A 26,008-nucleotide genomic window follows, 5' to 3' on the forward strand; every position below is an offset into this window, starting at 1 on the left:
GCCGAGCACGCCGAGCACGAGGCGTACCCCGAAGCCGTCGAACGGTCCCACGCCGTCCTGTCCGATGTGATCGACCCATCAGTCTCGGCTCAGTGCCCTGGGACCGCGAACGGTTTTCCGGACCGCACCCCGTGCGGCCACCCGTGCAGAACCCGTAGCCCGCCCTCACCGTCACCGACCGATGGCTCGCGCAGCGGCCGCCGCCCGGCCTCCGGCCGTAGCGGGCGACAGCGTCGCCCAGGCTGGTCAGGCGCCCGTCCCGGGCACCATGTGCCGGGAGATCTCCCGCGGCAGCCCCTACGCGGTCACCCTCCTGGAGAAGCGCCTCTGAGCGCCCCCGGCCCGGTCCGGCGACAGCACGGGCGCGGCGGGCACCGCGGCGCCCGGCCGTCCGGCGGCTCCACCGCCGGGCCCAGCGCCCGGTAGTCCACGACGCGCCGCAGCCCGCACCCACCGCACGTCGCGACGCCGTCCGCCACCGCCCATCCCGCCTCCGGGTGCGCACAGCCCTCACTCATCCCTCCGCCCTGCCATGCACCTCCAGCTCCGGCCGGTGCGCGTCCAGCCGGTGTCTCGCCAGCGTGTTGAGTGCCCGCTGCGTCGCCCGGACGTCCCCGAGCCGCCACGCGGCGGCCCGTTCCACGGTCAGTACGGCACAGGTCAGGCAGAACGGTTCCTGGTCGGGTGTGGCCACGGCGTCACCCGGGAGCGGGGAGTTTTGGTTACTCACGGTTCCACCCTGGTCACGGCCCCCTACTCTCGGAAGCCACGATTTAGGGACGGGGGTGTGGGTCACCCCTTGGTCGGCCACCGGGAGGGGTGCGGGTCATGGCAGCCGGCGCACAATTGCCACCGAACTGGCGGTACTGCGGCAACCAGGTCAAGCTGTGGCGGTTCCGAGCGGGCGTCAGCCGCGAGGAACTGGCCCGCGAAGCGGGCTACGAACTCGAAACCGTCAAGTCCATGGAACAGGGGCGGCGGAGGCCGACGCCCAGGCTTCTCCAGGTGGCGGATGACATGTGTGGGGCGGGCGGGTTGCTGCTCGCCGCGCTGGGCTATCTCAACCCCGAGGAGCAGAGCACCCACCTGCAGGAGTTCCTGGACGCCGAGGCCGAGGCCATCTCCCTGTCCTCATACGAACCGCTCCTCATTCCCGGACTGCTGCAGACCGAGGAATACACAAGAGCACTGATCTCGACCCACTGGCCGCCCGTGGAGGACGACGAGGTCGAGCTGCGCGTGGCGCGGCGGCTGAAGCGCCAGGAGAAGCTGGCCGCCAAGCCGTACGCACTGTTCAGCTTCATCATCTACGAGGCGGCCCTGCGCTCCGGGGTCGCCGGCCGCGAGGGCATGAAGCGACAGCTGCAGCACCTACTGGAAGCGGCCGACCGGCCCAACGTCTCCGTCCAGATCCTGCCCGCAGACCGGGTGCTCTCCATTGCCCTCACCGGTCCTTTGCTGGTAGTGGAGTCAGCAGAGCACCAACAACTGGCCTATGTTGAAGGCTTGAACACCCAGGTGTTGCACAGCAACCCGGGCACGGTCAGCTCGTTCGTGCAGTGCCTCGGGCGGCTCCGCATGCAGGCGCTGAGCGCGGAGGAATCCGCGCACTTCATCAGGAAGTTGGCTGACGAACTGTGAACGATTCAACGTGGTTCAAATCGAGTTACAGCACCGGATCGGGGAACAACTGCCTGGAGGCGTCGCGCCTCCCGCACGCGATCCACGTCCGGGACTCGAAGCTCGGCCCTGATCCCCAACTCGCATTCGACGGGCCCGCCTGGGCCACCTTCATAGCCGCCATACCCTCCGAGTCCGCCACCTGAGACTCGGGATCCGGGCGCCGAGACCCGAGCGCTCTTTCCAAGGAATGGGTGGTGGGTGAAAACCCACCCACCCTCCCAACTCGCGTATGCGCACGCGAAAATGACCATTTGTGATCGAGTCGCCACGGCGCGCCAGCGCCGTGTAGCGTGCGCAGCAACAAAGCGACCCCCGGCCGGTGTTAGCGCACCGAGCGGGGGTCTGACCACCAAGATCGACCAAGGATCTTCATGGCTGCCGCTCACCTTACCGCTGCCCCCTGCCCGCCCGCGCCGCACATGGCCGCTCCCGGGTACGGAAAGCGTTTCGCACCCGATCAAGCGCCCCGCTCTCGAACGGACTTCGCCCACCTGCCCGCCCGCGAGGCGGCGATCGCCGCGTACGTGGACCGGCTGCCCGAGGGCGCGGCCATGGACGTCAAGACGCTGGCGAAGAGCATCGCGGGCTACGGCCAGCAGGCGGTGGGCAAGGCGCTGAACCACCTCTCCGAGGCGGGTCACCTGCGGCGATTCCGGGAGCGGGTCAGCGAGGAGCGGACGCAGTGGGTGTCGCGGACGTTCTTCTCGCGGACGGCGCGGGACGACGCGTGGTGGTCGGCGTTCCTGGCGGAGGACGTCCCACAGGCCCCCGATGCGTCAACCTCCCACCCGGAACCGACACCGGAGCCGCAGCCGGAGCCGCAGCCCGAGCCGGAACCGACACCGGAGCCAGAGCCGGAACCGACCCCGGCCCCGGCCCCGGCCCCCGAGCCGGAGGAGGACCCGGCCCCGCGCCCCCCGGCCGTACCCGCCCCGTCCCCCGCCCGTCACCCCCGGCGCACCGCGCCGACGAGGCGCTCGCCCGCGTACGAGGCGCTGGCCTCGGTGGGCCGCACCGACCCCCGGATGACGCTCTCGGCGGCGGAGTGCGCGGCCCTGGAGCCGCTGGCCGCCGAGTGGCTGGCGCGGCGGGTGTCGGCCCAGGAGATCGTCCGGGAGCTCACGCGGGGGCTGCCGCCGGGCGTCCACAGTCCGGGGGCGTTCGCGCGCAGGCGGCTGGTCGACAAGCTGCCGCCGGAGCCGGTACTGGAGGCGGCGCCCGCGCCCGTACCCCGTCGGATCATGGAGTGCACGGACTGCCGCACCCCGGGGCCCCCGGCGGCGCTCCCCGGCGGACTGTGCCGCGTCTGCCGGGGCGTGGACCCGTCCACCCACACCACCCCGGAGACCCCGGAGGCCTCTGAGGACCCGGAGGCCGCCGCAGCCTTCGCCAACCTCCTCCAGGACCTGCGAAGCACCCTCCGCGACAACCGGACTGCGGCCCGACGGCGTTGAATTGCATGCCGTTACCACGACCGGCCCGACCTGTCTCCGGGGCAACCTGCCCGGCGGGTGATGCCGGGCCGCATCCGGGAGATGGGATGAGGATCACGAAGAAGTCCACGCGTGCGGTGGCCCTCGCCGCGGGAGGCGCGCTGCCGACCGGCGCCACGGGCCGGGCCACGGCAGGTACCGCCGCCGTGGACACGGGGTCCTGCTCCGGCGCGGTGCCGGCCCACACCGACGGCAACGCGTTCAATGACGGCCCGCAGCAGCTCAACAAGCAGCTCTTCGGGACCGGTGTGGACACCGCGACGTGCAGCATGCGGCAGTTCGACTCCGGCCTGAACGGCGCCGACGACACCACCGGTTCCCGAGGCAAAAGCCTGCAATCCGGTGGGCGGGGCCCCGGCCGACGCCCCGTACGCAGGACGGAGCGCCTGGGTGCTCCCGGAAACAACTGCGCGGTCGACCGCGAGCACCCTCTATCGTCTCGGCATGCGGCGCACGGACATCACTCGGGACGACGGCACGTGGACGGGCTTGTCCCTGGATGTGGAGTCGCGCCGCCAACCGGACCTGTGCCTGTTCAGCGCCGAGCGGCGGCTGCTTCTCGCCCAGCAGTCGCGGCCGGTGCTCCTTGCCGCTGTCGACGAGGACCAGTGCGGCGTCGAGTTCTGGCGCACTGACGCGTACCGCTCCGTCATCCCGCCGTTGCGTGCCGGGACGGCACGGGCTCTGGCCGGCCACCCGGACCGCTGGGCCTACCGCTTCGCGCAGCACCTGCTCGATTCACCAGGCAGCCGTCTGCACGACGGCCGATGGCTGCTCTCACAAGAGAGCCCGCTTCTCCGCTGGAACTACAACCGCCTGCCGCCGTCCGAGTACTGGACCTCCCTGCTCGTCGAAGGTCATCCGGACGGATACATCGACTGGTTCGAGCATTCCGGCTCGTGGGAGATCCTTCCGTTGCGGCGGATGCCCGACGTGGGCGACGCCCGCGTCAAGGCGTACCGCAAGCAAGTCCACGACGGTGTGCTTCCGCCCGTCCTGTTGTGGTGGGTCAGCGGCCTGGACTGCCATCTGATCCTGGACGGTCACGCGCGGCTCGCCGCGTCGATCTCCGAGTCGGCCGTACCGCCGCTGCTGCAGCTGCATCGCACCGCACCGAGCGACGAGGTGGCCGCGGGCACCCGGCTGGCAGTGCACGATTACGAGGCCGAACTGGCCCGCTTCGCCGGGCTCCGCGCCGTCCATGGCTCCGCGGTCCCGGACGGCGCCGCCGTCGCGGGACCGTCCCTTGCCCGCCGCCTCCGGGAACTGCCCACGGCGCCACGGCGCACCTGGGCCTGGCCGCTGCCGGGCGGAGAGGTGCGGTGGCGACGCGTCGCACGTGAGGTGACCGGTGACCGGAAGTGGGCCGCTGACGGTCGGCCGTCAGCCTGACCGTGACCGATGGCTGGGCGATCAGGCTCTCCCGGCCGAGACTCTGGGGTCCCACCGGTATTGCTCCAGGTTTGAACGCCAAGGGCGCATCCGGCGGCGGCCCGGCGCGGGTACGGACGGAACCGGGCACCCCGCCGGTTGAGCCCGAGTACATTGCCTTCCGGGGCCGCCCGGCCCGCAGGGGGTGGGGGAGGACATGCGTTTCCTGGAGCGCGAACGCGCCGTTGTGGCACGGCTGTTACCAGGGTTGGACGAGAGCCTGCGGGCGGTGCCGCTCGCGGAACTGGAGGGCGCGGACGGTCCGGGCCTCGTACTCTTCCGCGACAGCGGCTGCCCCGGGCTGCTGGTGCCGGCCGCCCGTCGGGGGCTGGGGGCCACCGCCGTGGAGGCTCTGCGGGTACAGCGCGCGCTGGGCGCCAGGGCGCCGTGGCTGGCCGCGGCCAGTGCCCTGCACCACTTCTCAACGGCCGCCCTGCTCGCTCAGGTCACCGGCGACCGTGACCCGGAGTGGATGCTGGTCGAGGGGGTGGCCGCCGACAACCGCCTTGTGGCGTTCGGCTTCGCCGAGGAGCGTCCCGGTGCCGGGATCCTCGCCCCTGTGACGACCGCGACGGTGGGGGCCGACGGGCTGCGGATCGGCGGGGTGACGCGCACGTGCGGCCTGGCCGGGGCGATGGATCTGCTCGTCGTCGGCGTGATGACGCCCCGGACGGACGGCGGCCCGGGCGAGGAACCGGCGGTGGCGCTGGTACCGGCGGAGAGCGAGGGGGTGAGCGTCGACGGGGCGGGGACGGACGACGAGCGGGTCACCCTGGACGATGTCCTGGTGGCCCCGGAGCTGGTGGTGACGGCCTCGGCCGCCGACGGGCGGCCGGATCCGCTGACCGCGGGTTTCGCCTGGTTCCAGTTGCTGGCCACGGGCGGGTGCCTCGGGGCCGCCTCCGCGCTGGTCGAGCGGGTGCTGCGGGACGACCGGGTGCCCGAGTCCGAGCGGGTCGGGCTGCTGGTGGAGGTCGAGGGCGCGATGTCGGCCGCGGAGGGCATCGCCCGCCACCTCGACGACGACGGCCCGGACGAATCCACGCTCGCCCACGCCCTGTACGTCCGGTACAGCGTGCAGGACGCCCTCTCCCGAATCGTCCCGCGCACGGTCGAACTCCTCGGCGGCCTCGGCACCACGGCCTCCGACGAGGTCGCCCGGCTCGCCGACCGCGCCAACGCACTGGAGCGGCATCCGGCGGCACGGAAGCCGATGACCGGCCCGCTGGCGGCGTACCTGGCCGGCGGGCCACTCGCCCTCGCCTGACCGCCGGGCGTTCCCGCCCGGACCACCACCTGACGGCGGCCGGCCGACGACGTCCGGCCGGCTGGCCGGCCGCCGTGCTTGCCCTTAGGGGTGGCGGCGCCGAGTCTTTCGAGGCCCCTCGCTCACCGCTGCCCGCCCCTCGCTCACCGCTGCCCGCCGCCCGCTGCCCGCTGCCCGCTGCCCGCTCTGAACTCTGCCAGTGCCCTTGGCGTTCAATCCTGGAGCACTACCGGCGGGACCTCGAACCGGTCAATCGGGGCGCAAAAAAGGGGCATTCCGGGCGGACGGGCGCCCTCATCCACCACAACGGAGTCACAACGGAGCCACACCGGACCCACCTCGCGCCCACCTCGCGCCCACGCCTCCCGCGCCCACGCTGCGCGCACCCACGCCGCGACCCTTGCAGATTGACCCACGATTCCGTTACGGAATTGCACCCTCCTCCAGGTCTTTCCACCTCATAGAGTGGTACTCACAACAAGGCAGACGCACCGCAGCACCAGGGAGAGCACCGCACATGACCAGCGACAACACCGACTTCACCCCCCTGCTCACCCGTGCCGCCGAGGCCGAGACCGCGAGTGACCCCAGCAGCGTCATGCCCCTGCTGGCCGACTCCGACACGACCGGCGGTCTGCTCACGAGCTACCGCTCCACCTTCGCCAAGGGCGCCGTCGGCGCACCGGCGCACTTCCACACCCGTGCGGCCGAGATGTTCTACGTCATCGACGGCTCGCTGCGCGTGCTGGTGAACGAGGACATCACGGTGCTGAACGCCGGGGACTTCCTGCTCGTCCCGCCGAACACCCCGCACGCCTTCGCCGCCGCTCCCGGGCACGAGGCGGACGTCCTGTTCGCGTTCACGCCCGGTATGGCGCGCTTCGACTACCTGCGGCTGCTGGGCCGGGTGATGCGCGGTGAGGCGAGCCCGCAGGAGATCAAGGACTCGTCGGAGCGCTTCGACAACCACTACGTGGACAGCCCGGTGTGGCGGGAAGCGCTCGCGGCGAGCTGAGCACCCACAAACCTCGCGAGCGCCCACAAGCCCACAAGCTCAACACCCGGGCAGGGTCAGACCGTCGGGACCCCCGGTGGGTCGGGTGCGGTGCGGGAGTGGTCGGCGAGGGGGTTGGGGACGGGGAGGTAGCGGGGGTCGGTGCCGTCGGCGCCGATCCAGCGGGAGAGCAGGTTGGCCTTGCCGGGAAGGGTGGGCGAGGCGAGCAGGCCGCCGGTCTCCGGGAGGGCCGGGAGCCCCTCGTACCGTTCGAACTCCTCCCGCGCCACGGCCCACAGGGCGGGGGCGGCCCAGGGGAAGCGGTGGGCGAGGGCGCCCGAGACCTCCGTGAGGTTGTTGACGACGAGGCAGTAGACAAGACGGCGCCAGGCGGCCGCGCGGGGCATGTCGGGGACGACCTTGGCCCCTTCCGCGTCGCGGAACACGGCCTGGACGGGTGTGCCCTGTGCGTCCACGGCGACCAGGGTGTTCTGGAGGTGGCACTCCACGACAACGCCGAACCGGGCGAACGCCTCCAGGACGGGCGGGACGACGCACCGTACGTACGCCGTCCACCAGGGCAGCGGATCGGTGATCCGGTCGAGGGGGTTGCCGTCGAAGCCCTCGGCGAGCGCGGCGGCCAGGACGGCGGTGGAGCCGGGGACGAGGTGGCGGGTCAGACCGTCCCGGACGAGGACGGCGCAGGTCTCGAAGAGGCCGTCGACCGTGCGGTACCCGCGCTCGCTGAGCCAGGCGGCCGGGCCGTCCAGGGCGGCGAAGGCGGCGGTGACCAGCGGGTCAGTGCGGCGGACGTGGTGGAGTTCGTGGCGGCGCATACGGCGGACGTCGTTGGTGATCTGGACTTCCAGGCTGAACTTCAGGAAGAGATCGGTGGCGGCCGGGGAACCGTTCCCCGGTACGTGCACCGTGCGCACCGAGGCCGTCGGCCGGGCCGGGAGGGGCGTGGTGCCCAGCCGGACGAGGCGGCCGTCGGCGAAGGCGGTGCGCATCTCCGGTATTCGGCAGGTCAGTTCGAACTGCCACGGGTGGGCGGGGAGCAGGCGGTAGCCGGGCGGGGCCTCGCCCAGGGCGTCCAGGGCGCGGGTGTCGCCGTCCTCGACGACCGCGTCCTCGCGCACGCCCAGCAGGACGAGCGGGAACCGGGCGTACGCCTCCGGCGCGTAGCGCAGCCAGGCGGCGGGCGGACCGCCGCCGCTGCGCGCCTTGGGCGCGGGGTGGAAGGGATGGCCCATGACCAGCGCCTGTTCGGACCGCATCCAGGGGTCGTCGGGCGGTGCCGCCCGGGCGCGGGCGGCGAGGACGGCCTCGACCGCGGCGCGGCTGTCGGCCATCTCGCCGGGCAGGGCGGGGTTGGGCAGTCCGGTGGCGGCGTGCATCTCCTCGACGGCGAGATCGACGAGTCCCGCGTGACGCAGGGGACGCCAGGTGCGGCCGGTCCACAGTTCGGGATCGGTGGGGCGGTGGCCGGGGCGGACGCGGAGCAGCCGGCCGCTGACGCGCAGCCGGTGGACGGCGCGTCCGGCGGCCGGCTCCCCGGTCAGTTCCCGGGCCAGTTCCCCGGCCGGATCGGCGGCCGGATCGGCGGCCGGATCGGCGGCCGGATCGGCGGCCGGATCGGCGGCCTCGCGGAGCAGGCAGTTGAGCAGCGGCGTCGTGGCCAGCGCGTCAGCGGCCCTGGTGAATGCATTCATCGACCATCAGTATGTGTGGAGGGTGTTCCCCTGCGGTAGGACATGCGCGTGTGCCGTACCACCGCCGAGCGGGCCCTCGCCGCCGAACTGGAAGCCGTCCGCCCCGCCTTGGTGCCGGCGTACACCGCCGCGCTCCCGGGCGCCCGGGCCGCGGTGCTGACCCGGCTCTGGCGCGGGTTCGTCCACGAGCCGCTGCCCTGGATCGCGGCCCGCACGGCCGACCGTGAGGGCCTGACCCTGCGCCTCGCCGACGGCCGCCGCCTGCACGGGCCGCCCTCCGACCCCTGGGCGACGTCGGCCTCGGTGACCGGGCTCGACCTGGACGGTTCGCCGTACGACCACCCGGCGGAGCTGCTGGCGGCGCTGGGAGTGCCGGGGGGCGGGCGGTTCGCCGCCGAACTCGACCACAGCGTCGCGTCGTTGGCCCTGTCACGGACGGCTCCCCCATGGCCCGTCGGGCCGCCACAACACCCGTGGGAGTGGGAGCAGCGGGCCACCGACGGCCATCCGTACCATCCCAACTGCCGTTCCCGGCCCGGCTTCTCGGCCGCCGAGCAGCTGGCGTACGCGCCGGAGCACCGGCCGGTGGTGGGGCTGCGGCTGGCCGCGGTGGAGGGTACGGCGGTGGCGGGGGCGTGGCCGCGCGGGCTGCGGGACGGGGGCGCGCTGCTGATACCCGTCCACCCGTGGCAGGCCGAGCACGTCCTGCCGGACCGGCCGCTCCGGGACGGTCCGTCCGCCCACCCCCTGCTGTCCCTGCGCACGCTCGACGTACCCGGGGTGGGGCGGGGCGTTCACATCAAGACGGCGGTGAGCGCGCAACTCACGTCAGCCGTGCGGGACATCTCGGCGTACTCCGTCACTCACGCCCTCGCCACGTCCGACTTCGTCGCCCGCGTCGCCGACCGCCTCGGCGGCCGTCTGCACATCGCGCGCACGCTGGCTGCCGCGGGGGCGGGGACGCCGGACCTGGCGGCGATGCTGCGCGAGTCGCCGTACGCGTACGCGGACGCGGCGGCCGGGGAACAGGTCGTTCCGGTGGCCGCCCTGCCCGCGCTGCTCGCCCCCTACGGGCCGCAGGAACGATTCTCCCGGTGCGTGGAGTTCGCACGGCTGGCCATCGGCGTCTGTCTGGACCTGCTCGATCTCGGGGTGGCCCTGGAGGCGCACGGCCAGAACCTCCTCGCCGTCGTCGGCCCCGACGGCCGGGCCCGGCGCCTCGTCTACCGCGACCTCGCCGACATCCGCGTCAGCCCGGCCCGGCTGGCCCGCCACCGCGTCCCGCCCCCGGACGTGACCGGCCGCCTGCTGAACGACGACCCGGCCGCGCTCCGCCGCCAGGTCGTCGGCTGCCTGGTCACCGGCGCCCTGGGGCCGGCGGCCGGGGACGCGGCGACCCTGGGCGCCGTCCTGGACGCGGCCACCCGGGACCTCCCCCTGACGCCCGAGGTCCGGGCCCTGCGCACCGAGCCGCTGCCCGCGAAGGCACTCACCCTGATGCGGCTGGAGGCGGGGGGCGGGGCCGCGCTGTGGACGCGGCTGCCGAACCCGGTCCCCTGACCCTCCGTCAACTACGGTCCCTGCTGCCCCCATCAACCTTCTCCAGACCCGCGAGGTCGAGGCGGCCGAGGCGGTCCGCGTCCATGAGCACGTCGATGGCGACGATCAGCCCGTCGGTGACCGTGAAGGCCATGACGGACATCGGACGCCCGTTCACGGCGACCACGACGCCGGCCGCGCCGTTGACCAGCGCCGGGCGGACGAACGGGGAGAGCTTCGAGAAGGTGACCGCCTGCGACGCCACGGTCCGCGCGCTGTGGAGGACAGCCGTCCGGCGGGCGCGGCCGACGCCGCCGTCGGAGCGCAGGACGACGTCGGGGTGCAGAACGGCGACCAGGGCGTCGAAGTCGCCGTCGCGCGCCGCGGCGAAGAACGCGTCGACGGCCTTGCGCTGGTGGGCGAGGTCGTGGTCGGGCGTCGGTGCCTGACCCTGGACGCGGCGGCGGGCCCGGCTGGCGAGCTGCCGGGTGGCGGCCGAGGTGCGTTCGATCAGCGGGGCGATCTCGTCGAAGGGCACGGCGAACATGTCGTGCAGGACGAACGCCAGCCGCTCGGCGGGGGACAGCGACTCCAGTACCACCATCAGCGCCAGCCCGACCGAGTCGGCCAGCAGCACCTCCTGCTCGGGGTCGACCACCCCTTCCCGCCTGACGATCGGGTCGGGTATCGGCACGTCGAGGGGGTCCTCGCGGCGCTGCTCCCGTGACCGCAGCCCGTTCAGGCAGAGGCGCGCGACGACGGTCGTCAGCCAGCCGCCGAGGTTCTCCACCTCGCTGACGTCGGTACGGCTCAGGCGCAGCCAGGCTTCCTGGACGGCGTCGTCGGCCTCGGCCACCGAGCCCAGCATGCGGTAGGCGACCGCCCGCAGATGGCTCCGGTGCTCCTCGAAACGGGCGGCCAGAAATTCGTCCTCGTCCACCTGTCACATTCCTTCCTCGGGGCGGGTCAGAGAAGTAGATCACCACAACCGGCCGACGCGACCGGACCCCGACCAACAGGAGCAGTCATGACGTCCCCCATCCTCGTCACCGGCGGCACGGGCACGCTGGGCACCCACGTCGTCCCCCTCCTGCGGGAGGCCGGCCGCGACGTACGCGTCCTCAGCCGGAACGCCCGCGAGACGGCGGACGGCGTCGAGTACGTGGCCTGCGACCTCCTCAAGGACGACGACGCGGGCCGGGCACTCGTCGCGGCCCTCGACGGCGTCGAGACCGTCCTGCACCTCGCGGGCGGGCCCAAAGGCGACGACGAGGCGACCCGCACCCTCGTACGAGCCGCCCGGCAGGCCGGCGTGCGGCACTTCGTCCACATCTCGGTCATCGGGGCGGACAAGGTCCCGCTCGGCTACTTCCGGTCCAAGCTGGGCGCCGAGCAGGCCGTGGCCGAGTCCGGGATCCCATGGACCACCCTCCGGGCGGCCCAGTTCCACGACCTGGTCCTGAAAGCGGTGCGCACGATGTCCAAGATGCCCGTGGTCCCCGTCCCGGGCGGCCTCCGGATGCAGCCCGTCGACGTGCGCGAGGTCGCCGAGCGCCTCGTCGAACTGACCCTCGCCGAACCCGCTGGCCTGGTGCCCGACCTGGCCGGACCGAAGGTGTACGGCATGGGCGAGCTCAGCCGCGGCTACCTCGCCGCGCGGGGCAAGCACCGCCTGATGATGCCGGTCCGGATGCCGGGGAAGGCCGGGCAGGCGTACCGCGCCGCGGAGAACCTGTCCCTGGAGGGGGCTGCGACGGGCGTGCGGACGTGGGAGGAGTTCCTGGCGGAGCGGGTGGCGGGCTAGGAGTTGTCTTCAGTTGCCACGCCTGCATCAGGAGTGATGCGACGGTGGCGGCCGCCTGTAGGACTCGGAAGTCTTGTCGTGGGGGGCGCGGGGCCGCGCCGTGGCTTCAAGCCGGCCCGGCTCGTCGCCCAGCGCTGCACGGCCCCGGTGAAGACGCCGGCGTCCGTGGCCCCGGGCTTCCGCCGCGTCGGTGCAGACGTGGCGGCGAAGAAGCGGACGATGGCCACGCATGCCCCCGCCGCGTCGGAATCGGCGGGAAGTGGATCAAAGAAAGGAGCAGGAGAAGGATGACGGGGCGTCAGGAGATGGTTGATCGGTGGTTGACACCGGAAGGTGAGGAGCTTGCCCGCTGGGCATTGTCGGCTCTGCTGGATCCTGACGGCGAGCTTGATGCGTTGCCTTTGCCTCGGCATGACGGACGGTTGGATCTTCGGGGTATACGGATCGGTGGCGGACCGGGGTCGCTTGCGGGCGTGAGTGCCGGTGGCCTTGCCGTGGAGGAGGTGTCGGAACTTCGAGAGGTGCGCGCCTGCGAGTGGAAGGGGATCGACTTCTCGGGTGGCGTGCTGGCCGATTTTAGGTTTATGGACTCTCGCATCGAGGACTGTCGATTCACTGATGCGCGATGCAAAGATTGGAGGGCGTGGAATCTCCGCGTCACGGACACGTCTTTCGAGGGGGCTATCCTTCAGGATTGCCATCTCGGCACATGGAACGAAGGGAAGGTCACTGCGTTCAGGCGTGTCGACCTCAGTCGGGCCGACCTCAAGACTTCCTTCTTCAGTTATTCGCAATTTGAGGGCTGTGACTTCAGCGGTGCAGATGTGGACGGTCTCGATTTCCGGTCCGCCCATTTTACGAAATGCCGTTTCGCGGGAGATTTGAACGGGACAATCTTCTGGTTTCTGCCACCGAGGAGTGACTCGGTCGAGCCGAACCCTATGGATCGAGTGGACATGTCGGCATGCATGCTCCGTTTCGTGGAGTTTCGCGGGCTGGACCTCAAGGGAGTTTCTCTGCCTGAGGGAAGTCAGTACATCAGAGTGTCGTGTTACCCCTGTGTCATGCGCACTGCTCCTGAACGTTTGAGACTTCTCCCGGGCAAGAACGGGAAGCGGGCGGCTGCACTCCTCGAAAGGCAGTCACGTTGGATCAATCCGGAGCGCGATGCCGGGATCTGGCATGAGAGTGACCTCGCGAGAAGCGAAGAGGAAAGCGAGATGATCAGGGCCGTTTTCCGTTCATGCGAGGAGGCATGCGGAGCGAAGCCCTGACGGCGCAGGTACTTGTCGATGACCGCCGCAAGGTTCACCGTGTACCGGTCCAGGCCCAGGTCCGCCGCGAGGACCTCCGCCGACATCGGCTTGCCCATGCCCGAGTCGCCGGCGAACAACGCCGCCACGCCCCCGCCCCGGCCGCCGCCCGGTCGCATCGGCCTGGCTCCGACAGCGCGGCATCCGCCACACCATCCCGAACGGTCCGACCAGCCCCACAACCACCTCCGGCGCACCAGCCAAGACGCCCGTCCGCCAGCCATCGACTGGTCCCTCCACAGGAGACGCAACGCGGTGGAACCGTGCGTCAACCGTTTGAAGAGCGCTACTTCGTCTGGCCATGCTGTGCGCGCTGGCACACACTCACACCTGGCCGGCGGCCACCTGCCGGTGTGGATCCGGAAGCTCGCCTGTCGGCTGGTGCTGCTGCAACGGTCCGGTGGGCCCGTCCTGTTGCGCGAGGTGGCGGACAACCTCTGGAGGCACGACCGGACTGGGACGACGTCGAGGACGAACTCTGTGCGCTCGCCGAGAGGTTGGAGGCCGGGGCCACCTGATCAGATCAGGTGGCGGGGCGGGGCGGGGCGACGTCATCACCTCCGCCGGCATCCCGCGGAGATCGACAGAGCCCTTGACCTCGTCCACCCGCCGCACCCGCCGGGTGCGGCGGGTGCGGCGGGTGCGGCGGGGCTTCCAGTACGACCCGCGGCCGCCGGTGTGAGACCCGGCCGGGCCGGGCCCCCGCAGCCAGCCCGGGCCAGTCCGGGCCAGTCCGGGCCGGGCCGGGCCGGGCCGGGCCGCTCAACCCTGGGGCCGGCGACGGCGCCAGTAGGCCCAGGTGAGGAGCAGCAGCAGCGGCCCCCACAGCATGCCCGGGGCGATGCAGACCCGGGCCAGGATCATCCACCCCGTGCTGTCATAGCCGGTACCGCTCCCGATCCCGCACCACGCGAGCAGCGTCGGCAGCCAGAACGCCGTTACGCCGATCCCGCCGATCACGGCCGGGATGACGGCCGCGTACCGCGGGATCCGCCTCCCGCCGATGCGCGGGACCCACGCGGGGACGACCTCGCCCCAGCCGCGCACCAGCCCGAAGGAGAGCAGGGCCAGGAGCTCGGTCATCACGCTCAGGGTCAGAACGTAGGGGACGGAGATCCAGTAGTTGGGCATGCTCCCGGGCTGGTCGAGCCCCATCTCGAAGCGGAGCGCGAACGGGAGCCGCCAGAGGCACTGCGGGAGCAGGAGGAGGGGAATGGCATGGGCGATGCGGACTGCCCACCGGGGAACGGGGCGTTCGGTGCGGTGGGGGGCCGGGGGCGCGGTGCTGATCGTCGTCACGTCTCAAGACTCCCGTGCGGCCGCGCGCCCGACCTCCTCCTGGCGGCGGTATCGCCTCCGCCGTGCGGCGGAGCGGCGAGAGGACCGGCAGGTGAGGGCGGGTAGCGTCATCCGTCATGACAGGCATATGGGCAGGTGCGCGGGACCGGGTGCAGCCCTCCGGGCGGCACCGGACGTGACGGACCGCGTCTTCGGCGCCGTCCGGCCCGACGGCGGACACCGCTTCGCGCTTCAACCGCCGCTCGCGGAGGCGGCGGAGCCGGACCACGTGGCGGACTGGGCCTGGACCGGCCGGCGCGGGCGGAACGGAAGGTCGGGGGGCCGCCCCACCCCTTGCCCTCTGTGCCGTCTTGCCCTCTTGAAACCTCTCTCGCCCTCTTGAGGAGACTGACGCCGTGACCGACTGGATCACCACCCCCATCGATCCCCGCATCCTGCGCGGCGCGCTCGACCTGGAACGCACAGAACACGGCGTACTGCCGCACCGGCTGCCCGCCTGGGTGCGGGAGCAGTTTCCCGACGCGGGCCTGGCACAGGCGGAGTCCCAGCCTTCCGGCGTCCGGCTGGCCTTCCGCACCCGGGCGACCGCCGTCGAGCTGGACGTCCTTCCCACGAAGCGGGTCTACCAGGGCCTTCCGACGCCGCCGGACGGCGTGTACGAGCTCGTCGTCGACGGCGTTCCGGCCGGCCGGGCCGGTGTGCCCGGGGGCAACGTCCGTACCGTCGACATGTCCACGGGTACCTCGGTGACCACGCCGGGTGTGCCCGGAACCCTCCGGTTCGACGGTCTTTCCGACACCGAGAAGGACGTCGAGATCTGGCTGCCGCAGGTGGAGACGGTCGAGCTGATCGCCCTCCGCACCGACGCCCAGGTGGACGCGGTGCCGGACCGCGGCCGCAGGGTGTGGCTGCACCACGGCAGTTCGATCAGCCACGGTTCCAGCGCGGACGGCCCGACCGGCACCTGGCCGGCGCTGGCCGCCGCGCGGGGCGGTGTGGAACTGGTCAACCTGGGGCTGAGCGGCAACGCGCTGCTCGACCCGTTCCTCGCCCGCACCCTGCGGGACACCCCCGCGGACCTGATCAGCGTGAAAATCGGCATCAACCTGGTCAACGCCGACGTGATGCGCCTGCGGGCCTTCACCCCGGCGGTCCACGGCTTCCTCGACACCATCCGCGAGGGGCACCCGGCCACGCCGCTGCTGGTCGTCTCCCCCGTCCTCTGCCCTCTCCAGGAGGACACCCCGGGCCCCCTCGCCCCCGACTTCGACGGCTCCAGCCTGCGCTTCAAGCCCCTCGGCGACCCGGCGGACCGCGCCGCGGGACGGCTGACGCTCAACGTCATCCGCGACGAGCTCTCGCGCATCACCGCGCAACGTGCCGCCACCGACCCGAACCTGCACTACCTCGACGGCCGTTCGCTCTACGGCGAGCAGGACTTCGCCGAACTGCCGCTCCCGGACGGGCTGCACCCGGATCCGGCCGGTCACCGGCGGATCGGCGAGCGGTTCGCGGAGCGGGTGTTCGGGGAGGGCGGGGTGTTCGGGGCGGAGGTTCCCTCGGGCTCCTTCCGGTAGATCAGGGCGCACTTACCGGACATTTCACACCGGGAGGCGCCCAGATCCACCACTTCCCGCAGACGCCAACCCAGGAACACCCACACGCAAGCCGGGCCCCGACGCACCCGCGGCAGACGCCCCGGCCTGCCCGCCCCCCGCTCACCGTAGCCAGCCGCTCCAGGCCCAACGGGCCCGATACGAAAGGGCCGGATGCCCGACGGCAATGCCGCCCCACGCACTCATGCCCAGGGCTACGTCAGCGACTACATCCACGTAGTGGCCGTGGCGACGACCGCGGCCTTCCGGGGCCGGTCCGGGTTCCCGTAGCGGACCTCGACGCGGGGGTGGGTCCGGAGGAAGTCGCTGTCGACCATGCGCACCTGGCGGGGGTCCTTGACGGTGCGCCGGGCGATGTCGGTGTCGAGGAAGAAGCCGAACTCGCCGGTCGCGGGCGCGTAGGTGAAGAAATCGCCGCCCTTGTAGGTGCGCTTGAGGCGGTCCTCGGTGAGGGCGAGGGACCAGTAGCCCACACAGTGGCCGGCCGGACACATGAACCGGTACTCCGCCTTCAGACCGTCCAGTTCCATGGCGCGGAAGGGATTGTCGTCGGCGGCGGGCGCGGAGGGAGCGGCAGTACCCGGCGCCGCGGACGCCGGTATCGCCGATGCCACCGATGCCGCCGTTACTACCGACGCTGTCGGCGCCGCCTGCTGCGACGCGGCGGACGCGGGCGCGCCCTGGGCGACGGCGAGGCTCAGGGCGGCGGTCGCCAGGGTGGTGGCGAGGGCGCGGTACGCGGTGCGGAATGCCATGTCCGGTCTCCAGTCCTCTGCGTGATCGGCTCGATACGAGACGTGATCATCGCCTGGACACCGGCCCCCGGCAACGGCCGGGGAAGGAAACCGGACGGCTCAGACAACCCCGTTCAACGGGTTGTTCAAGTTCACGAGGGTCGCCCCCAGAACCCGCACCTCTACGACACCGTTCATCCCGACAGTGGCGACACCGCCCAGAAGGTTCACATCGGCCTCCGCCTGGGCCGGGGCCGCCAGGGCGACTCCGCCCACTCCGAGCAGAACGGTGGCGGCGGCCGTGACCAGGACGCGGTGAACGCGCTTCATCGTGAACTCCTCCTGCGGCCGGGGCATTCGGAGCCTCCGATCGGGGTACCGCGCTGCCGGTCTGCCCCTGCTCGACAAGTGCCATTCCGCATGTGCGCGCGTGCGCCGCCTTCCGCACTCTCAACCGGCGCACGCGCCCCGTACGAGACTTGACGCTCCCGCCTTCAGAGGCTGCGGGCGGTGATGTTGCCGTAGGCGGTGGTCGCGTGGATGTCCAGGTCGACGGTGCCGTCGGCGTTCTTGAGCGCGTTGTGGATCCGGCCGTAGCCGGTGCCGGCGTCCAGGGAGGCGGAGACTCCGCGGGCGGCGCCGACCGCGATCTCACCGTGCTCGGTACGCAGCGCGACCGTGCCGCGCACGGCCTCGGCGATGTTGATGTCGCCCTTCTGGGTGCTGATCTCGGCAGACCCGCCCAGGCGGCCGACCGACACGTCGCCGGACAGGAGGACAAGACGGGCGCCCGCGGTCTCGTCGAGCTTCACCGAGGCCCGCGCGCCCTCGAAGGCGACGTCGCCGAGCCGTCCGACGCCCCGGAGTTCGGCGCTGGCCACCTTCGCTTCGACGCTGGAGCCGACAGGCAGCTGAATGGTCACCTCAACGGATCCGGAGCTGCCGACGATCCGGTTCTTCACCGGCGCGGCGTCGACCCGCAGGACACCGTCGCTGTACGCGACCGCGATCTCCTCCGCCGCCTTCATATCGCGGCTCTTCGAGGCGTCCGCGGGCAGGACCTCGACCGTGGTGTCGGCCCGGTCGGCGGCGATGAACCGGATGCGTCCGGCGGGGATGTCGAGGACGGCCGAGACGGGGGCGGAGGTGTCGAACTTCTGCATTGTGCTCTCCTTGAGCTCGTTGTTTCCGATGAGGAAAACGCTACGTTGCCTTCACAGATCTGACAACGCCACCGTTGCGTCAATTCATCGTTTCCGCAGGTAGAAGCCATAAATTCGTTGCAACGACTTCACGACTAACGCAACAACGCCACCCCACTTCGTTGCAACGACTCGAAAGTGAACGCTATGCTTGGCGACACCACGGACCACAAAGGAGCGCGCGATGCCGGGAGGCAGACTCACCCAGCAGGAACGCCAGCAGATCGCGCTGGGACTGGCCGACGGCCTCGCCTACGCAGAGATCGCCAGGCGCCTCGACCGCCCGACCTCGACCATCACACGCGAGGTCATGCGCAACGGCGGCCCCACCGCATACCGCGCCGACCTGGCCCACCGCGCCACCGAACGTCGCGCTCACCGCCGCAGGCAGCCCGCGCCCCGGGACCCGAAGACGCCCCCGCAGGCCCACGGGCGCGACGCCGAAGCCGTGCGGGAGTACGAGGAGACGTTCACCACCGTCCTCATGGCTTCGGGCGTGCCCAAGATGATGGCCCGGGTGCTGGCCTGCCTCACCCTCACCGACACCGGCAGCCTCACGGCGTCCGAACTCGCCCAGCACCTCCAGGTCAGCCCGGCGTCCATCTCCAAAGCGGTCGCGTTCCTCGAAAGCCAGAGCCTCGTCCGCCGGGAACGCGACGAACGCCGCCGCGAGCGCTACATCGTCGACGACGACATCTGGTACCAGTCGATGGTGGCCAGCGCCCGGTCCACCGCCCACCTCGTCGAGATCGCACGGCAGGGCGTCGGCACTCTCGGCCCCGGCACCCCGGCCGGCGTCCGCCTCGAAAACATCGCCCGCTTCCTCGACTTCGTCTCCGAGAGCATCACCCGCGCCGCCGAGCAGGCCCGCGACGTCCTCTACACGAAGCCCGGAACGGCCTCAGACGCCGCAGCCCGGCCGAGCTCGGACCGCTGACGGATAGGCCGGCCACCTCGGTGGTCACAGCCAAGGGACGATCTACCATCCGCTCTTCCAGCACTCGGGGGAGCCGGCCAGCGCCCCCAGGCAAACGCGGCCCGCTCCCAGCACCGACGACCCTGACGGCATGACCTCCTACCTGCCGTTGCTCGCCCGGGGCCGCTACGGGGAGCGGTGACGCACGCGTACGCCCGACGCCGCGTAACGACCGCTGCGCCCCTCCCCGTCCGCCCCCTGAGCCCCACAGCTCACTCGGACCCGGCAGCCCCCTTGGACCCCGCCTCCCGCTGCTGCCGCTGCTGCTGCCGCCGCGTCCGGCGGGCCACGCCCACCGTCACCCCGAAGCCGAGCCCCAGGGCCAGACCGAGGCCGATGTTGTCGAACACGAGCAGCCCCAGGCCGAGACCGATCGACAGCCCGAGGGACATACACAGGGCGAGATCGGTGTCGTCCGCCGACGCCCCCTTCTTCCCGCCCCCGCCGCTCGTACCGTTCACGCCGTCCGCCTTGCCGGCATCGTCCGCATCGTTCACGCCGTTCACCCCGTCTGTTGCCATGGGCTCATTGTCCTGGAAGCGCCGTTTCCCCTTCACGTCCCCTCCCGGAGAGCCGAGCCGCGACGAAGGAGGCGAGCAGCGCGAGGAGGACGCACGCCACGGCGGTCGGTACCGTCACGGACCACGGCACCCCACGAACGACGGGCACGGCAGCCCCGTCGACCCACCGGTTGCAGAGCCAGGCCGTCACCGTCTGCGTCACAAACGTGACGAACGTGCCCGAGGCAGCGGCCACCGACATCACAAGGACCGCCTTCCTGACGGACAGGCCCGCGGTGGTGGTGACGACGGCGATGAGCGCGGAAAGCACTGCCGGCCCGAGGAGCACGACAAGGGCGGTCCACAGATAGCGGTTGCGCGGACTGCCACTGCCGCCCGTCCACTCGTCGGCGGACATCATCCTGACGCCCCCCGCACCACTTTCACCGTGCTCCTCCATCCCGTACAGCACCGAGACGAAGGAGTTGGAATCGTGCGAGATGTAGGACGCGGTGGCCCGCATTGACCGGTCGTGATCCGCCACCACGGCCTGCGGGACGAGGACTTCGGACAGGACCAACGGGGTACGCACGACGGCGACCACCCTCAAACCGGTGGCAGTACCGTCCGCCAGCCGGACGGGAAGGCGGTCACCGACCCGCCAGTGCCGGGCCTTCGCCAGCCGGGTGGAGACGGCCACCGTCCCCGGCCCCTTGAGCTCCGCGAGAGAACCGGCCTCGACCGGCAGGTCCCAGGCCCGGGTGATGTCCCCGTCGACCGCCGTCGCCTCGGTCACCGGCCCTCCCCGCCCGTCACCGCGCTTCCCGAGGGCGGACAGCCGGGTACCGGCCACGGTGGTCGTGTGCAGCCCGCCGCGCGCTCCCCCCAACTCCCGCAACCCCTCAACAACCTCATCGGGCGGAAGACCGTCCGGACCGTCCGTCTCGACGACGTACTCGGCCCGCAGCACCGCCCGCGTCTGCCCGTCGCGCGCCTCGGCGAACACGACGGCGGAACCCACCACGCTGCCGGCCAGGGCCACCACGAGGAACGCGGGCGTCGCCGACGAGAAGACCACGGCCCGCCGGGCGGAGGGCCGGGCGATCACCACCACCGTGCCGATGACCAGAAGCTCCCACATCAGCAACCAGACCGACAGATTGCGCGGCTCGCCCAACAGCGTCTGCCGGAGCAGTGGTTCAGGCCTCACGGCAAGGAGGACCGGCACCGCGGCCGCCACCGCGAGAAGGACGACGCCCGCCAACAGACGCCCGAGACGCAGCCACTTGAGCCCCGCCACCCCTCGGACGGCAGCCACACAGGCCCCAGCCACGGCAACAGCGACCCCGACACCCGCCGCGATCACCAACGGCCCCGCCACGACCGGCACGGTGAACCCACCGGGGACCAGCCCCCGCCGAACCACCCAGCCACCCACACTCCGCACACCGACCGCCGCCGCCAGAACCCCACAGACCGCCCCGCCGAACGCGACCAGCAGCACCTCCCCCACCACCCGCACCGGCGCGGCTCCCCGACACCGTGCGGCGACCGCCCGCGCGAAGCCCGAACCGACGGCCCAGACCGAAACGAAGCCGGACACGCCCACCGCGGAAAGAAACAGCCTCTTCAACGAGGGCGCCGCAGGATCCGGACTCCCGACACCCGCCGCCGCCTCGACGAGCAGACCACCGACCCCGGCCAGCCCCGCCCCAACGACCAATGCCACAAACGGCCCGACGTACACGAGCCACGGCCGACGCCCCACTGGGCACTCCCTCTTCAGCGCCCCCTGCGCCATACCCCACGACACTATCTACAGCATCGGAAACCACAGAAGACCCAGGAGGCCCAAAGAAAGATCACTCAAGATCGCCCAAGATCCCCCGGACACACGTCAGCCCCCGGCGCTCTCCACACCGGACCGCTGATCTGGGCCGTCACCCATGATCCCGATCCCGGGCATGTGCTTTCCGGGGGCCTGGCCAGTCGACGAGATGGGGGTCACTCGGGCCGATGAACGTCTCCATCGACGGTGCGGCTCTCACCGTTGGCTGGTGTATGTCCAGTTTGCTCCTCATTCGCCCAGAGTCAAGACCCCGGACCAAACCACACCCGCACACGAAAAAGCCCAGGTCAGAAGGTGCAGGATGCGTTCCCGGTCAGCGGGAGCGTTCTGCCAGGGTCAGCAGCAGATGAGCCGATTCCGGGCGGAGGAAGTCGGAGTGGGCGCCCGAGGGGTGGAGGCGGGTGCGGCGGCTGCCGCGGTAGAGCCAGTCGGGCCCGAGGGGTCGGTCCGCTCCGAATCCAAGTAGCCCCCAGCAGATGCCCGATGACGTACGGGGCATGGCCCTGACCCTCGGCGCTCATCGCATGCGCCCGGTCTCTGATCCTCTCGTAGCCCTTCATGCCGGGCAGGCTGGACGACGGCCAGCGGACCACGACGCACCAGGGGCGGTACCCGGGCCTCAGGGCCGGGTAGCGGTCCGGGGCCGACTCGTACAGCTCGACGGCCTGCTCCAGCAGTCGCACGGCGGTCCGGGTCGCCTGCGCCGGCGGGGCCTGCCAACCGTGCACGTAGACATGGATATCGGTGGTCCCGGCGGGGACGACCAGGCGGCGCGCCAAGTGCGAACGGGTTGTGAAACTCCCCGCGCGAAGCGCCTCACCAGCCACTGGCCTATCGCGCCCGCCGTGTGCTCGCCGATACAGAGTATCCTGCGGCTCCCCGACGCTGATCATGGACCCTCGTGGCGGCCACCTGCAACGTGCCCGAGCAGTCAACCCTACTGACAGACCAGGGGGGTTGTCAGGAGGTCGCGGCCCGAAGCCGGCCTCACGGCGAGCCGGGCCGGCTGGGCGCCACCTCCGGCCTCCCGCCGATCCGGCTCCACGACCTGCGCCACTGCGCAGCTGCCCTCATATCGGCCGCCGACATCGACATCAAGATCGCGTCGGACACCCTCGGGCGCAGCGACACGCGCATCACACGGGCCGTCTCACGGCACCCCGGGCCGCGTGACCGCCATGCTCCGAGCAACGCAAAAGCCCAGGCCACGTAACTACATGACCTGGGCTTTTCTGAGCCGCCTGCGGGATTTGAACCCGCGACCTACGCATTACGAGTGCGTTGCTCTGGCCAACTGAGCTAAGGCGGCAAGCTGCCGGACCAAGGTTGGCATCAGCAGCGCGCCCAAGTCTACACAGTCCCAGAGGGTGCTCCGTACCAGGTGGGGATGGAGGCAGGAGGCAGGAGGCGGGGTCAGGCGGCAGGCGTCAGGAGCAGCGCTGGCCGGAGCGGGGTGGGGTGGTGGTGAGGAGGTAGGAGTTGATCGCAGAGTCCACGCAGGCGCTGCCTCGGGTGTAGGCGGTGTGGCCGTCGCCGTCGTAGGTGAGGAGGCGGCCCGAGGAGAGCTGGGAGGCGAGGGCGCGGGCCCAGGGGTACGGGGTGGCGGGGTCGCGGGTGGTGCCGACGACGAGGATGGGGGCCGCGCCGCGGGCGGTGATGCGGTGGGGGTGGCCGGTGGGGTGGGTGGGCCAGTAGGCGCAGCTCAGCGAGGCCCAGGCGAGGGCTTCGCCCAGGACGGGGGACGCCTTCCGGAAGGCGGGGAGGGCCTGGCGGACGCCGGACGGGCCGTGGAAGGCGGCGGGGGCGTCCAGGCAGTTCACGGCGGCGTTGGCGGCCATGAGGTTGGAGTAGGAGCCCTTCGCGTCGCGCTCGTAGTAGGCGTCGGAGAGGGCGAGCAGCACGGAGCCGTCGCCGTCGGCCGCCAGGGACAGGGCCTTGCGGAGGGCGGGCCAGGCGCCCTCGTCGTACATGGCCGCGATCACTCCCGTGGTCGCCAGCCCTTCGGTCAGCCGACGGGACTGGCCGGTGGGGAGCGGGCGGGTGTCGAGTGCCGTCAGGAAGGACCGGAGGCGGTTGCCCGCGTCCGTGGGGCCCGAGGTGCCCAGGGGGCAGTCGGTGTGCCGGGCGCAGTCGCGTGCGAACGAAGTGAACGCGGTCTGGAAGCCGGCCGTCTGTTCACGGTTGACGCGTTCGGCGCTCAGGGAGGGGTCGAGCGCGCCGTCCAGGACGAGCCGGCCGACGCGGGACGGGAAGAGCTCGGCGTAGGTGGCACCGAGGAAGGTGCCGTAGGAGGCCCCGACGTAGTGCAGCTTGCTGTCGCCGAGCAGGGCCCGCAGGACGTCCATGTCCCGGGCGGCCTCCACCGTCGAGACGTGGCGCAGGATCCGGCTGGAGCGGGAGGCGCAGCCGTTCGCGAACTTCTTGAGGCTCGCGACGTAGCGCCGGGTCTCGGCGGAGTTCTGCGGAGTGGGGTCGGTCTGTGCGTAGCCGTCCATCTCGGAGTGCGAGAGGCAGGTGATCGGGGTGCTGCGGCCGACGCCGCGCGGATCCACCGCCACCAGGTCGTAGCGGGCCCGGACGGCTGCCGGGTATTTGGCCGCCGCGTGGCTCTGCAGATAGCCGATCGCCGAGCCGCCCGGACCGCCGGGGTTGAGCAGCAGGGATCCCAGGCGCTTGCCGGGACCGGCGGCTTTTTTGCGGGAGACGGCGAGGGTGATGTCGCCACCGTGCGGTGCGGAGTAGTCCAGCGGGACCTTCATCCCCGCGCACTCGAAGGCGGCGCGCTTCCCGCCGCAGGAGCGCCAGTGCAGTTTCTGTCCGTAGTACGACCGCAGGGGTTCGGCGACGTCCGCGACGTCGGTGGCGTAGTCGTCGTCCGTGAGGACGGACGCGCCGGGTGCGTCCCGGTCCCGCGGTACGGCCGCCGCGGCCGGCCCTGGGCCGCCGGCGGCGAGTGCGGAGAGCAGGAGAGCCGCCGTGGCGGCCAGGGTGCCGGAGGTACGGAGCAGGCGGCTGGTGTCCATCGGCAGGTCCCTCTGTGTGGCAGACAGGTGGGGTGTGGCAGACAGGTGGGCGTACGTCGAACGGCGTGCGGGAATCACCGGCGATACGGCGGGATTCGGCCGCGTACGGGCGGGTTGACGGGCCGGGCTCTGGTGTACGGAGCGTATCCGGCCGTACACCGGTTTGGGGTGGGCCCTCGCCTCAGGTCGCCTCGTACGAGTGAGGATTCACCCGCGCTGTGGCGTCCTCGGGGCTCCTGTGCTCGGCCACTCGGCGGGGGCGGGAGTTGCGGGAGCCGGCCCCGGCCTCCGCCCGCCCCTCAGCCCATCCGCCCCTCAGCCCGCCCGCAGCGCCATCGTCATCGCCTCGACCGCCAGCAGCGGCGCCACGTTCCGGTCGAGCGCCTGCCGGCACGAGCCGATCGCCTCTATCCGGCGCAGGGTGCCCTCGGGCCGGGAGGCCGAGGCGACCCGCTGGAGGGTGTCCCGCTCGTCGGCGTTGGCGAGCTCGACGCGGGAGCCGAGCTGCAGGGCGAGCACGTCGCGGTAGAAGCCGGTGAGCTCGGTCAGGGCGAGGTCCAGGCTGTCGCGCTGGGTGCGGGTGGACCGGCGCTTCTGCCTGTCCTGGAGGTCCTTCATCGCACCGGCCGTGCCGCGCGGGAGCCGCCCCCCGGTGCCGGCCGCCGCGCCGAGGGCGGCGCGCAGTTCCTCGGTCTCCTTGGTGTCGACCTCCTCGGCAACCTGCTTGGCGTCCTCCGTCGCCGCGTCGATCAGCTCCTGGGCCGCCTTCAGGCAGCCGCCCACGTCGTCGATCCGGAGCGGCAGTTTGAGCACGGAGGCGCGCCGCGTCCGGGCCCGCTCGTCCGTGGCGAGGCGGCGGGCCCTGCCGATGTGGCCCTGGGTGGCACGGGCCACGCGGGCCGCGAGCTCGGGCTCGATGCCGTCCCGCCGGACGAGGACGTCCGCTACGGCGGCGGTGGACGGCGTGCGCAGCGTCAGGGACCGGCAGCGCGAGCGGATCGTCGGCAGGACGTCTTCGAGCGAGGGGGCGCACAGCAGCCAGACGGTGCGCGGGGCGGGCTCCTCCACGGCCTTGAGCAGCACGTTGCCCGCGCCCTCGGTGAGCCGGTCGGCGTCCTCCAGCACGATCACCTGCCACCGGCCGCCGGCGGGCGAGAGCTGGGCGCGGCGGACGAGGTCCCGGGTCTCCTTGACGCCGATCGACAGCAGGTCCGTCCGGACGATCTCGACGTCGGCGTGCGTGCCCACGAGCGTGGTGTGGCAGCCGTCGCAGAATCCACAGCCGGGGGCCCCGCTGCCGAGCGCCCGGTCGGGACTGACGCACTGCAGCGCGGCGGCGAAGGCGCGGGCGGCGGTGGCGCGCCCCGAGCCGGGCGGGCCGGTGAACAGCCACGCGTGCGTCATCCGGGAGCCGGACGGGTCCGCGGGCACCCCGCCGTGCCCCGCCGCGCGCTCCGTCTCCGCGGCCGTGACCAGCGCGTCCGCGTCCCGGGCGGCAGCGGCGAGCTGCTCCGTGACCCGGTCCTGGCCGACCACGTCGTCCCACACCGCCATGACTGTCCTCCGCGCCCGT

The 26,008-nt window shown here is 72.0% G+C and carries 25 protein-coding genes, 1 tRNA gene and 1 pseudogene; 12 read left to right on the forward strand and 15 right to left on the reverse strand.

Annotated features, from left to right (window positions below):
• The first annotated feature begins 181 nt into the window (after positions 1–181).
• Complete coding sequence (locus HN013_RS32985; protein ID WP_249375025.1) at positions 182–331, forward strand: hypothetical protein; 150 nt, start codon at positions 182–184, stop codon at positions 329–331.
• Here the strand turns inward: HN013_RS32985 and HN013_RS34135 are convergent.
• Positions 306–518 carry a DUF6255 family natural product biosynthesis protein gene (locus tag HN013_RS34135; protein WP_398979641.1) on the reverse strand — a complete coding sequence of 71 codons (213 nt, stop codon included), beginning with the start codon at positions 516–518 and terminating at the stop codon, positions 306–308. The genes HN013_RS32985 and HN013_RS34135 overlap by 26 nt on opposite strands.
• The gene (locus HN013_RS14500; RefSeq protein ID WP_171166538.1) at positions 515–730 is read right to left on the reverse strand and encodes a hypothetical protein; all 216 of its coding nucleotides are present in this window, start codon (positions 728–730) and stop codon (positions 515–517) included. The genes HN013_RS34135 and HN013_RS14500 overlap by 4 nt, the downstream gene beginning before the upstream one ends.
• 98 nt (positions 731–828) lie before the next feature.
• Here HN013_RS14500 and HN013_RS14505 point away from each other — a divergent pair, with 98 nt between their 5' ends.
• The 6 genes from HN013_RS14505 (at position 829) to HN013_RS14530 (ending at position 6,889) form a co-directional block, all read left to right on the forward strand.
• Positions 829–1,641, forward strand: a complete 813-nt coding sequence (locus HN013_RS14505; RefSeq protein WP_171166539.1) for a helix-turn-helix transcriptional regulator — start codon at positions 829–831, stop codon at positions 1,639–1,641.
• Positions 1,638–1,826, forward strand: a complete 189-nt coding sequence (locus HN013_RS14510) for a DUF397 domain-containing protein (protein ID WP_171166540.1) — start codon at positions 1,638–1,640, stop codon at positions 1,824–1,826. Before HN013_RS14505 ends, HN013_RS14510 begins: the two co-directional genes overlap by 4 nt.
• Positions 1,827–2,054: 228 nt before the next feature.
• Positions 2,055–3,137, forward strand: a complete 1,083-nt coding sequence (locus HN013_RS14515) for a hypothetical protein (protein WP_171166541.1) — start codon at positions 2,055–2,057, stop codon at positions 3,135–3,137.
• Between the two features lie 483 nt (positions 3,138–3,620).
• A complete protein-coding gene (locus HN013_RS14520; RefSeq protein WP_171166542.1) occupies positions 3,621–4,568 on the forward strand; it encodes a hypothetical protein in 948 nt (315 codons plus the stop codon).
• A 196-nt stretch (positions 4,569–4,764) separates the two neighbouring features.
• The gene (locus tag HN013_RS14525; RefSeq protein ID WP_171166543.1) at positions 4,765–5,874 is read left to right on the forward strand and encodes an acyl-CoA/acyl-ACP dehydrogenase; all 1,110 of its coding nucleotides are present in this window, start codon (positions 4,765–4,767) and stop codon (positions 5,872–5,874) included.
• A gap of 517 nt (positions 5,875–6,391) precedes the next feature.
• Positions 6,392–6,889 carry a cupin domain-containing protein gene (locus tag HN013_RS14530; protein ID WP_171166544.1) on the forward strand — a complete coding sequence of 166 codons (498 nt, stop codon included), beginning with the start codon at positions 6,392–6,394 and terminating at the stop codon, positions 6,887–6,889.
• Positions 6,890–6,945: 56 nt separating this feature from the next.
• Here HN013_RS14530 and HN013_RS14535 read toward each other — a convergent pair whose 3' ends face one another.
• Entirely contained in the window at positions 6,946–8,580 is a 1,635-nt protein-coding gene (locus HN013_RS14535; RefSeq protein ID WP_171166545.1) for an IucA/IucC family siderophore biosynthesis protein, read from the reverse strand.
• A 42-nt stretch (positions 8,581–8,622) separates the two neighbouring features.
• On the opposite strand from HN013_RS14535, the gene HN013_RS14540 reads away from it, so the two are divergent.
• Positions 8,623–10,140 (forward strand): IucA/IucC family protein, encoded by a 1,518-nt coding sequence (locus HN013_RS14540; RefSeq protein ID WP_171166546.1) that lies wholly within the window; start codon positions 8,623–8,625, stop codon positions 10,138–10,140.
• Between the two features lie 7 nt (positions 10,141–10,147).
• On the opposite strand, the gene sigJ is transcribed toward HN013_RS14540, so the two are convergent.
• Complete coding sequence (gene sigJ / locus HN013_RS14545; RefSeq protein ID WP_171166547.1) at positions 10,148–11,059, reverse strand: RNA polymerase sigma factor SigJ; 912 nt, start codon at positions 11,057–11,059, stop codon at positions 10,148–10,150.
• Between the two features lie 87 nt (positions 11,060–11,146).
• Here sigJ and HN013_RS14550 point away from each other — a divergent pair, with 87 nt between their 5' ends.
• Positions 11,147–11,923, forward strand: a complete 777-nt coding sequence (locus tag HN013_RS14550) for an SDR family oxidoreductase (RefSeq protein WP_171166548.1) — start codon at positions 11,147–11,149, stop codon at positions 11,921–11,923.
• A gap of 287 nt (positions 11,924–12,210) precedes the next feature.
• Positions 12,211–13,197 carry a pentapeptide repeat-containing protein gene (locus HN013_RS14555; protein WP_171166549.1) on the forward strand — a complete coding sequence of 329 codons (987 nt, stop codon included), beginning with the start codon at positions 12,211–12,213 and terminating at the stop codon, positions 13,195–13,197.
• A 5-nt stretch (positions 13,198–13,202) separates the two neighbouring features.
• On the opposite strand, the pseudogene HN013_RS32990 reads toward HN013_RS14555, so the two are convergent.
• A pseudogene (locus HN013_RS32990) lies at positions 13,203–13,361 on the reverse strand (ATP-binding protein); the annotation flags it as partial.
• A gap of 637 nt (positions 13,362–13,998) precedes the next feature.
• Positions 13,999–14,535, reverse strand: a complete 537-nt coding sequence (locus HN013_RS14560; RefSeq protein ID WP_249375010.1) for a hypothetical protein — start codon at positions 14,533–14,535, stop codon at positions 13,999–14,001.
• Positions 14,536–14,930: 395 nt separating this feature from the next.
• On the opposite strand from HN013_RS14560, the gene HN013_RS14565 reads away from it, so the two are divergent.
• On the forward strand, positions 14,931–16,112 hold the full coding sequence (locus HN013_RS14565; protein WP_171166550.1) for a GDSL-type esterase/lipase family protein: 1,182 nt from the start codon (positions 14,931–14,933) through the stop codon (positions 16,110–16,112).
• Between the two features lie 245 nt (positions 16,113–16,357).
• Here the strand turns inward: HN013_RS14565 and HN013_RS14570 are convergent, their stop codons facing one another.
• The 3 genes from HN013_RS14570 to HN013_RS14580 all read right to left on the reverse strand — a co-directional run bounded on the left by HN013_RS14570 (position 16,358) and on the right by HN013_RS14580 (position 18,048).
• Positions 16,358–16,906 (reverse strand): hypothetical protein, encoded by a 549-nt coding sequence (locus tag HN013_RS14570; protein WP_171166551.1) that lies wholly within the window; start codon positions 16,904–16,906, stop codon positions 16,358–16,360.
• 99 nt (positions 16,907–17,005) lie between these two features.
• Entirely contained in the window at positions 17,006–17,215 is a 210-nt protein-coding gene (locus HN013_RS14575) for a hypothetical protein (protein WP_171166552.1), read from the reverse strand.
• Between the two features lie 164 nt (positions 17,216–17,379).
• Positions 17,380–18,048, reverse strand: a complete 669-nt coding sequence (locus HN013_RS14580; RefSeq protein WP_171166553.1) for a DUF4097 family beta strand repeat-containing protein — start codon at positions 18,046–18,048, stop codon at positions 17,380–17,382.
• Positions 18,049–18,271: 223 nt separating this feature from the next.
• Here HN013_RS14580 and HN013_RS14585 point away from each other — a divergent pair, with 223 nt between their 5' ends.
• Positions 18,272–19,024 carry a helix-turn-helix domain-containing protein gene (locus HN013_RS14585; RefSeq protein ID WP_171166554.1) on the forward strand — a complete coding sequence of 251 codons (753 nt, stop codon included), beginning with the start codon at positions 18,272–18,274 and terminating at the stop codon, positions 19,022–19,024.
• A 251-nt stretch (positions 19,025–19,275) separates the two neighbouring features.
• Here the strand turns inward: HN013_RS14585 and HN013_RS14590 are convergent, their stop codons facing one another.
• The 6 genes from HN013_RS14590 to HN013_RS14615 all read right to left on the reverse strand — a co-directional run bounded on the left by HN013_RS14590 (position 19,276) and on the right by HN013_RS14615 (position 25,989).
• Entirely contained in the window at positions 19,276–19,584 is a 309-nt protein-coding gene (locus HN013_RS14590; RefSeq protein WP_171166555.1) for a hypothetical protein, read from the reverse strand.
• Between the two features lie 4 nt (positions 19,585–19,588).
• Positions 19,589–21,166: a hypothetical protein gene (locus HN013_RS14595; protein WP_171166556.1), complete on the reverse strand. Its 1,578-nt coding sequence runs from the start codon at positions 21,164–21,166 to the stop codon at positions 19,589–19,591.
• A gap of 559 nt (positions 21,167–21,725) precedes the next feature.
• The gene (locus tag HN013_RS32995) at positions 21,726–21,911 is read right to left on the reverse strand and encodes a hypothetical protein (protein ID WP_249375011.1); all 186 of its coding nucleotides are present in this window, start codon (positions 21,909–21,911) and stop codon (positions 21,726–21,728) included.
• Between the two features lie 736 nt (positions 21,912–22,647).
• Positions 22,648–22,721: transfer RNA gene (locus HN013_RS14605), tRNA-Thr, on the reverse strand.
• Between the two features lie 118 nt (positions 22,722–22,839).
• Entirely contained in the window at positions 22,840–24,435 is a 1,596-nt protein-coding gene (locus HN013_RS14610; RefSeq protein WP_171166557.1) for an alpha/beta hydrolase, read from the reverse strand.
• A gap of 315 nt (positions 24,436–24,750) precedes the next feature.
• Positions 24,751–25,989 (reverse strand): DNA polymerase III subunit delta', encoded by a 1,239-nt coding sequence (locus HN013_RS14615; RefSeq protein WP_171166558.1) that lies wholly within the window; start codon positions 25,987–25,989, stop codon positions 24,751–24,753.
• Positions 25,990–26,008 lie beyond the last annotated feature (19 nt).

It is taken from the genome of Streptomyces sp. I05A-00742 (assembly GCF_013055795.1).
Lineage (GTDB): Bacteria > Actinomycetota > Actinomycetes > Streptomycetales > Streptomycetaceae > Streptomyces.

Excerpts from the sequence above, each read along its gene's own strand:
- HN013_RS14535 (WP_171166545.1), bottom strand. The coding sequence starts at position 8,580 with ATGAATGCATTCACCAGGGCCGCTGACGCGCTGGCCACGACGCCGCTG.
- HN013_RS14615 (WP_171166558.1), bottom strand. The coding sequence starts at position 25,989 with ATGGCGGTGTGGGACGACGTGGTCGGCCAGGACCGGGTCACGGAGCAG.
- HN013_RS34135 (WP_398979641.1), bottom strand. The coding sequence starts at position 518 with ATGAGTGAGGGCTGTGCGCACCCGGAGGCGGGATGGGCGGTGGCGGAC.
- HN013_RS14610 (WP_171166557.1), bottom strand. The coding sequence starts at position 24,435 with ATGGACACCAGCCGCCTGCTCCGTACCTCCGGCACCCTGGCCGCCACG.
- HN013_RS14515 (WP_171166541.1), top strand. The coding sequence starts at position 2,055 with ATGGCTGCCGCTCACCTTACCGCTGCCCCCTGCCCGCCCGCGCCGCAC.
- HN013_RS32995 (WP_249375011.1), bottom strand. The coding sequence starts at position 21,911 with ATGCCCCGTACGTCATCGGGCATCTGCTGGGGGCTACTTGGATTCGGA.
- HN013_RS14570 (WP_171166551.1), bottom strand. The coding sequence starts at position 16,906 with ATGGCATTCCGCACCGCGTACCGCGCCCTCGCCACCACCCTGGCGACC.
- HN013_RS14555 (WP_171166549.1), top strand. The coding sequence starts at position 12,211 with ATGACGGGGCGTCAGGAGATGGTTGATCGGTGGTTGACACCGGAAGGT.
- HN013_RS14575 (WP_171166552.1), bottom strand. The coding sequence starts at position 17,215 with ATGAAGCGCGTTCACCGCGTCCTGGTCACGGCCGCCGCCACCGTTCTG.
- HN013_RS14550 (WP_171166548.1), top strand. The coding sequence starts at position 11,147 with ATGACGTCCCCCATCCTCGTCACCGGCGGCACGGGCACGCTGGGCACC.
- HN013_RS14585 (WP_171166554.1), top strand. The coding sequence starts at position 18,272 with ATGCCGGGAGGCAGACTCACCCAGCAGGAACGCCAGCAGATCGCGCTG.
- HN013_RS32985 (WP_249375025.1), top strand. The coding sequence starts at position 182 with ATGGCTCGCGCAGCGGCCGCCGCCCGGCCTCCGGCCGTAGCGGGCGAC.
- HN013_RS14525 (WP_171166543.1), top strand. The coding sequence starts at position 4,765 with ATGCGTTTCCTGGAGCGCGAACGCGCCGTTGTGGCACGGCTGTTACCA.
- HN013_RS14530 (WP_171166544.1), top strand. The coding sequence starts at position 6,392 with ATGACCAGCGACAACACCGACTTCACCCCCCTGCTCACCCGTGCCGCC.
- HN013_RS14590 (WP_171166555.1), bottom strand. The coding sequence starts at position 19,584 with ATGGCAACAGACGGGGTGAACGGCGTGAACGATGCGGACGATGCCGGC.
- HN013_RS14540 (WP_171166546.1), top strand. The coding sequence starts at position 8,623 with ATGCGCGTGTGCCGTACCACCGCCGAGCGGGCCCTCGCCGCCGAACTG.
- HN013_RS14520 (WP_171166542.1), top strand. The coding sequence starts at position 3,621 with ATGCGGCGCACGGACATCACTCGGGACGACGGCACGTGGACGGGCTTG.
- HN013_RS14505 (WP_171166539.1), top strand. The coding sequence starts at position 829 with ATGGCAGCCGGCGCACAATTGCCACCGAACTGGCGGTACTGCGGCAAC.
- HN013_RS14580 (WP_171166553.1), bottom strand. The coding sequence starts at position 18,048 with ATGCAGAAGTTCGACACCTCCGCCCCCGTCTCGGCCGTCCTCGACATC.